This is a genomic window from Leptolyngbya sp. FACHB-36 (assembly GCF_014695955.1).
Taxonomy (GTDB): Bacteria; Cyanobacteriota; Cyanobacteriia; order Leptolyngbyales; family Leptolyngbyaceae; genus FACHB-36.
In genome coordinates this window covers 1-6,967 of sequence record NZ_JACJPG010000378.1, presented here as the reverse complement: position 1 = coordinate 6,967, position 6,967 = coordinate 1, and the positions used below count along the sequence as shown (strand labels likewise).

The window sequence follows — 6,967 nt, the reverse complement described above, 5'->3', positions numbered from 1 at the left end:
GTAGCGTAAAAGCTCAAGCAGTTTGTCCCACAGGTCGTCGCTCAGTAACGTTGGGGTTGACATTGCCTTTTAGCTTAGTCAGCCCAACTTCATACAATTATCAACACAACCTAGGACTTACGTAATAACTTGTTTTTATAGATCGACGATCAAGCGTCTCCAATGCAGACTGGGTTTCTCGAAGGTTGAGGGCTAGAAGTTGCTCAAAGATTTCTAACCCCGCTTCACGATAAAGATGGTGACGGTGTAGCTGAATGGCGATCGTAGTCAAACTTTCAGCCACCAGTGCTGTAGCCCGTGCTGGATTGGTAAGTTCGCCACCCAGACCCAACAGACTTCTAACTACTTCTACAACAACTTCTGGATTGTTCTCTACCAGTTCTTCTGCCTCAATAATTTCAGTCAAATCGATCGCAGCTTCTAGAAGGACTCCCTGGTTCTGGCAAGTTGCTTGAATAATCTTCTGCATTCCCTTATCCAACCTGAATTGCTCTCGGCTGCAACGAAAAACATTCACCACAGCGTGTTGAACAACCGTAGAAGGCGAAGACGCAAGGGTGTAAAGAATTTCTGCCGCGAGCGCCCGACATCTTCTTTGTACCCACAAGTGACTTGCTGCATGAGCAAGCCCACAAAGAATTGCTTCATTATCCTGAGTAGCAATGTGAGTGCGTATTCGATCAACTGACCATTCGTCTTGATATTGCAGGTATTGAATCAGTAATAATTCACCATACGCTTGCTGAGAGAAGTTGAAGGTGTCAGCCTGAAGCATTTTTAACCAACCCTGCTTCTACAGCAAGTAGCATACTAAGTTGTAATTGACTCTTACCTCGTCTTCTCATAGCTTCAGCTTTTGATATCACCTTCTGTGCAAAGGCAATCTTCGATTGTTGCTCCAATTGTATTTTTTGCTTAGCAGTCTCCTGCTCTGCCTGTTTCTGTGCCTGCTGTGCCCTTGTTTGCTCCTGTTGCGCTTGCGTAGTCTGTTCCTGTGCCACCGCTAACCGCTGATTGGCTGCCTCCACCTTCTGCGCGACTTCACGCTCCGTCTGCACTAGTTTGGCGTTTGCTATCATCACCTGCTGATTTGCTTCCCGCTGGCGTTCCTCTGCCCGCTGTCGAATTGTCGTCGCATCCTGCTGAGTCAGCGCTAGCTCCCTGTCTGCCTCTTTGACTCGTTGATCTGCCTTTTGTTCAACGTCTGCGGCTTTCTGTCTTGCCTCCGTCACCGATTTAGTTGCCACCATTCCCGCAGCAATGCCTGCCACCAAAATACCAACGGAGACTACAGAACTAAATCGCAGCCGTCGCTGTGCTTTCTGCTTGGCTTCAGTTAAAACCTGATTTGCTTCTTCCGCTTTTTGCCGTGCCTGTTGCTCAATCTCGCGCTGCTGCCGCTCAACAACCAGAGCGCTCTCAACAGCTTGCTGCTCCGCTTCCTGACTCGCTGCCAAAAACTGATAGTCCAGAGTGCTCAGGCTCTTGTCCCTCGCCCACACCTGAGCACTCTGCAACGCCTGCCCCCGCAGCAGCCAAGACTCCTCGTGGTGATTACTAACCCAAGCATCCAATGCCTTTGTGTAAGGACGCAGCCTCGCCAGTCCCTGCTCCAACCACTCCGAGTTAAACACCTCTAGATAAATGTGGTTATAGCTGCTTAACCGTCCTGCCCGTCTCACCACCAGTCCCGCTAATCGCAGTTCCATCTGGTCTGGACTGTCATTTGCTGCAACTCCATCCTGCTGCAAAATCTGCTGATACAGCCCCAGCAACCGTCCCGATCTCTGCTCATTGCTCAACAATCGATCGCGAATCGTCCGTAAGTGCTGCGGCTCATCCTGCGCTTCCCAATTGGTGATGATCCGCGATCGCACCAGTTGCTCCACCAACTCCGCTTCACTCCCCGCCGCAATCTGAAACGGAGATTCCACAATTAGTTGACACAGCTTTTGGGTTAAAAACGGCTGTCCTCCCGTCCACGTCAACACCGCCCTCAGCACTGCCTGCGGGTGGTCCGCCTTTTGCTCCAACCCCGGCACCAGCGGTTCTGCCTCCGCTAGCTGAAACCCCTGAAGCTCGATCGCCCTGCCAATATTAAACGGCGTCCGGCTCTTGTCCTGAATCAGATCCGAAGGCGTCGCCACCCCCAGCAGCCCAAACGTCAATCGCCCATACTCCGCCTTTTCCGCCCGCTGGTTGTAGCACGCCCGAATCAGCGCAAAAAAATCATCTTTAAACTCCAGCCGCAGCACGCTGTCGATCTCATCGATAAACACGACGATCGGCTGCGCCACCTCCACCAGCAGCACTTCTTCGATAAACTCCCCCAGCCGCTGCACCGGGGAGATCCCCTCGCGATTGTTCCACCACTTCAGCGTTTTTCCACTCGTGCCAAACGCCTTCGCCAAACGGCGCACAATTCCCAGATACCACTCAGCAGGCGTAATCGCATGGCTGCCGATCGAGGTAATATCAATCACCCCGCAGGCAACGCCATCCGCCTGTAGCCGCCGCATCGTCTGCACCCGCAAACTCGACTTGCCCATCTGCCGCGAGTTGAGCACATAGCAAAACTCGCCCGATCGCAGCGCCCTGTAAAACTCTTCGTCTGTCTGCCGCACCACATAACTGGGTGCATCCTTCTCCAGACTGCCGCCAACTTGATACTGATACTTCGGGCTGGGGGGTGTACTCATCGCCCTTAAGCTCCCAGATAATTGCGGAAATACAGCCGATACAAATCACAGCGTGTCGTGGCTTCGTTGCCGTACAGATTAATCAATCCCATGCTCTCCAGCTTAAAAGCGGGGTCCGAGTCCAACTCGACGGGCTTACTTTTGACCACCACCTGACGGAACGCCTCCGCTAGCTGCGGATACCGTTGCAGATTCAGCAAATGCCGCCGCAAATGGTCGCTATAAATGCCAGCTTCGGTATGCGAGGTTTGCAGCAGTTGCTCCAGCGTCACCTCCTGCCGCCGCAGATGGTAGAACGCCTTGCGAACCAAGTAGGGATGTCCGCCCACCAGCGTCACCAACTGCTCAACTTGGCTCTCCTGCCAGTGCAGCCCATATCGCCGCGCTAAATCCTGCACCTGCGCCGCCGTAAATTCAGGCAGTTCCACATTTCTGCCCACATTAAATGGCGACTGGTTCATATTCACCGGAACATAAGCCTCCGTCGAATGCACCACCACGAGCCGCAGCTTTGCCCATAGTTCGCTGCCAGAATCACCATACCGTGCTGATTCGTACCACGATCGCAGCAGACTAAAGAAGTCATCAGCAACTTCACGATGCGGAAAAATCAAGTCAATCTCATCCAGTCCCAGCACGATCGGGCTGTCGATCTCTTCCAGCAAGCACTCTTCAAAATAGGCGTTGCACTTGTCCTTGCTGCCATAGCCCTGCCAATACTCCTCAAGCTGCTCCCGCCGCTTCAGCCGCCGCCCCACCTGTTCACAAAACCAGCGCAAAAACAAGTCCAAATCGGTAAACAGCTTGCTGTCCGCCCGCTGAAAACTCAAGGGAATTGTTTGATAACCCTGCTGATTGGCGTGATTTAGAATCCGCGCCATCAGCGACGTTTTGCCCATCTGCCGGGGTGCTTTAATCCGAATCAGCGCTCCTGGCTGCAAAATCTCGCTGTAGCAATCGGCTTCGATCGGCGATCGCTCCACATACAGTCCCGACTCCAGCGGCACCGATCCCCCCGGTTCTCGATATAGTTCCGGTTCCGCCACAGGCAAAGGCGGCGCATCCACCGTTTCGATCAGGGGAACTGCAGACAGCGACGATGGCTCCGGCTCAATCCATTCGCCGCGATCGCCAATCAAACTCAACACCTCTTGCAAAATTTTGGGCGTATCCGTAGGCGCGGTCCACTCCCGCTGCTGAATCTGCTGTAAATAGCCCCGCAGGTCGTAATTCAGAGGCGAATTCATCGGGAAATTGACGCGAATCGGTAAGAGTTGCGGCTTCCGCTCTGGACGTAAATCCCGTAGCTGCTTTGCCCGTCTCACTTCCTCTGTCACCATTTCGCTCACTGCCGACTGCGCCGACAGCAGCAGCAAGAAATAGTCACACCGCTCCAGTTCCAGGTCCACCCGCTGCGACCAATTTTCCCCCAGCCGAATACTCTCTCCCGCCATGAATGCTTCGTGCCCAGCTTGTTTCAAGGCGGTGTAAAACTCCTGAGCCAATTGCTTGTCGGGGTCTTGACTGCGGTAGCTGATGAAGATGCGGGTAGAGTCTTCTGAAGAAGTGGTCGAGGCGCTTAGCGCGTCCGTTGGAACTAGCTGACTCTGCTCATCTGCCACCCTCGATCGCGCTCTTGCTCGAATCACGGGCGTCGAAGACTCTGGAATGCCTTCTAAATCCACGGCAGTACAGCCCAACTCAAACGCCTCTTCATACGATCGTCCGTTGACCAGCCCCATATAAAAGCCGACGGCAAACTCGATCGCGCCGCGATCACCAACGGCTTTGTTCATGCCCACCACATAATCAATATGCTGATGAATGGCGTCCGCCTGCGCCTCTGAGTAGCAGGCATTCAAGAACACACATTCAATCTTGGTTTTGAACGCTTTAAACAATCTGGCAAGGGCGGCTGTACTCACAAGCTGAGCTTTCCCAACCGCGTTCTCCAGCGCCAACCCCTGACTTCCCGTTCCATGCCCGGAAAAGTGAACGATTTGCGGCTCATAATCCAACAGCGTTGGCAGCAGGTCATCTACCCGCACTGCCGATTCAGCAATAATTTCAAACTGCGCTCGATCTTTCGATCGCCGGAGCGTCGATCGAATCTCTCGAACCTCTTCATCTAGCCGTAGCTTGTCAGTATCTCTGGGATTGGCTGACAGAATGAGAATCTTCTTGACCTGAGCAGTAGGACTCATCGTCGTGGAGAGTGGGGATTTCTCTGAAGTATAGCGGCGGTGAGAAATAACTCGCTGAACTTAATAGGTAGTCAACATTTCGATGGTTTTTTATTAACACAAGTGCCTAGTTGAACTTCTACATAGCCTCTAGAGGTTGTGGTGATCTTGCTCCGGGGTAAGTTCGTAGAAAAGAAATGTAGCCCGTAGTGTACAGCAGAAGGTTATCTATGCTGAATTTGACGTAAGTTCTTTGCAGAGTGCTAGACGGCTCTTGAGGCAGTCGCGTGACTCCTACCACAGCGATTGTAATTGAGGCAGACCTATCCAAAGGAGGCAAAGAGATCTCAGCCTTGCAATTGCTGGGTGTAGCCGTAAGTTCGACAACTTACTGAGGAGAACTGGATGATCAGGCGACAAACTGAGTAGAGTGATTTGATTCCCGTTCAAAGTCCGATCGCTCAACTCAGGAGGATTAGAACAAATGCAGGACACGGCTTTAGGCAAGCACCTCAACTTGGAAGTGTTCTGCACCTGCACCCAGACTTACCGAAAGTATGCCGAGCAAATCAACCCGTATCCCAAAAACTTAGCGGAGACACTCCCGGCGTTGCAAGCACTTTGCCAGCACATCCTCGATCCTGTGATGACCATTTTGGCAAGGAGCGCTTTCAGTTAACCTATGGGTTCTGCTCGATCAACCTGAAACGCTATCTCAACCAGAAAGACCCACAGACAGGGATCAAAAACGGACGAGTCGCGCCAAGCCTCGATCAGCATATGGCGCATGAGGTGAATCGGAATGGCAAGTATTACTGCGATCGCCTTGGTGCTGCCTGTGATTTTCGGATTGTCGAGTTGGAGAGCGATCGCCTCGTAAAGTGGATTCTAGAACAGCAGTTACCGTTTGACTCGCTGTACTACTATGGGAGCGATCAACCCATTCACATCAGCTATGGTCCTCAGCGTGGGCGAAACATCTGGACATTTACAAAGAATGGAACACCTACGAGAAAAGGCATTGAGAATTGGATAGAAGTAGTGCAGCGGTTGAACTGAATTTTTTACTGCTCAATCGCCCCTAATGCTTTCAGAGTAGCTTTCTCTGCTTCGGGTAAACCTTTGACTCCAGTAATGTCCATACCTTCATAGGGGCGGTCCTTTAAAGTTCCAATACATTTATAAGTTTGAAGATCCCAAATTTTGATTGTCTCATCCATGCTGCTACTAACAAGGTTTTTTCCATCTGCACTGAAGGCAACTGAAAAGATAAGGCTAGAGTGACCTTGAAGGATCTGTAGACATTGGCCGTTAACGACGTCCCACAACCTAATTGTATGGTCATAACTACCACTGGCAAGAACTCCGCTTGAAGAATTAAATGAAACTGAAGTCACCCGATCTTCATGATCGGAAAGAACGTGAAGGCACTTGTTACTGTCTAGATCCCAAATCATCACAGTATTGTCTGAGCTTCCACTAGCCAGGAGGTTACCAGTCGGATCAAATGCCAATGAGCGAACCCAATCTCTATGACCCTGAAGAGACTGAAGGCACTCTCCAGTGTAAATATTCCAAAGACTGATGACACCATCAGTGCTACCGCTAGCAATTAATTCACGGACAGGATTAAAAGCAATCGATTCTATTTTGCCAGTATTTTGTAGAGTTGAGAGGCATTCACCGCTATTGACATCCCAAACTTTGATTGTCTGGTCACGACTACCACTAACCAAAATTTTATCAGTAAGCCCAAAGGATATGCAGCGTATCGAATTTTTATGCCCCCTCAAGGTCTTGATACATATCCCATTGCTTACGTCCCATAATTTTATCGTGTAGTCGTCACTACTAGCCAACATCTTCCCTGACTTGGAAAATACAACAGAACTTACCCAGGCAGAGTGTTCCTTTAAGGTTTTTAAGCACTGATAAGAGTTAAGATCCCATAATTGAACTCTATGATCAGCACCAGGGCTATTTCATTCTAAAAACTGATATGAGTTGCTTCAAGCTGAAACCGCAACGACGCTGGGCTTGAGCCATATTGTTAAAGCCTAAGTCTCGATAGAGATTGAGTGCCAG

The 6,967-nt window shown here is 50.9% G+C and carries 4 protein-coding genes and 2 pseudogenes; 1 reads left to right on the top strand and 5 read right to left on the bottom strand.

What is annotated here, in order from left to right:
* Window positions 1–100: 100 nt before the first annotated feature.
* Genes H6F43_RS10655 through H6F43_RS10645 form a run of 3 tightly spaced genes read right to left on the bottom strand, consistent with a single transcriptional unit; the run spans window position 101 to window position 4,951 of the window.
* The gene (locus H6F43_RS10655; protein ID WP_190342747.1) at window positions 101–775 is read right to left on the bottom strand and encodes a hypothetical protein; all 675 of its coding nucleotides are present in this window, start codon (window positions 773–775) and stop codon (window positions 101–103) included.
* Window positions 762–2,699, bottom strand: a complete 1,938-nt coding sequence (locus H6F43_RS10650) for an AAA-like domain-containing protein (protein WP_190342746.1) — start codon at window positions 2,697–2,699, stop codon at window positions 762–764. The genes H6F43_RS10655 and H6F43_RS10650 overlap by 14 nt, the downstream gene beginning before the upstream one ends.
* Before the next feature lie 5 nt (window positions 2,700–2,704).
* Entirely contained in the window at window positions 2,705–4,951 is a 2,247-nt protein-coding gene (locus H6F43_RS10645; protein WP_347272399.1) for an AAA-like domain-containing protein, read from the bottom strand.
* A gap of 415 nt (window positions 4,952–5,366) precedes the next feature.
* Between H6F43_RS10645 and H6F43_RS10640 the strand changes: the two are divergent.
* Window positions 5,367–5,941 (top strand): annotated as a pseudogene (locus H6F43_RS10640) (hypothetical protein).
* A gap of 5 nt (window positions 5,942–5,946) precedes the next feature.
* On the opposite strand, the gene H6F43_RS23090 reads toward H6F43_RS10640, so the two are convergent.
* Together H6F43_RS23090 and H6F43_RS23085 are read right to left on the bottom strand one after the other, a co-directional pair.
* Window positions 5,947–6,741 (bottom strand): WD40 repeat domain-containing protein, encoded by a 795-nt coding sequence (locus H6F43_RS23090; RefSeq protein ID WP_347272398.1) that lies wholly within the window; start codon window positions 6,739–6,741, stop codon window positions 5,947–5,949.
* Window positions 6,715–6,801 (bottom strand): annotated as a pseudogene (locus H6F43_RS23085) (WD40 repeat domain-containing protein); the annotation flags it as partial. The gene H6F43_RS23090 and the pseudogene H6F43_RS23085, both read right to left, overlap by 27 nt.
* Window positions 6,802–6,967: the final 166 nt, after the last annotated feature.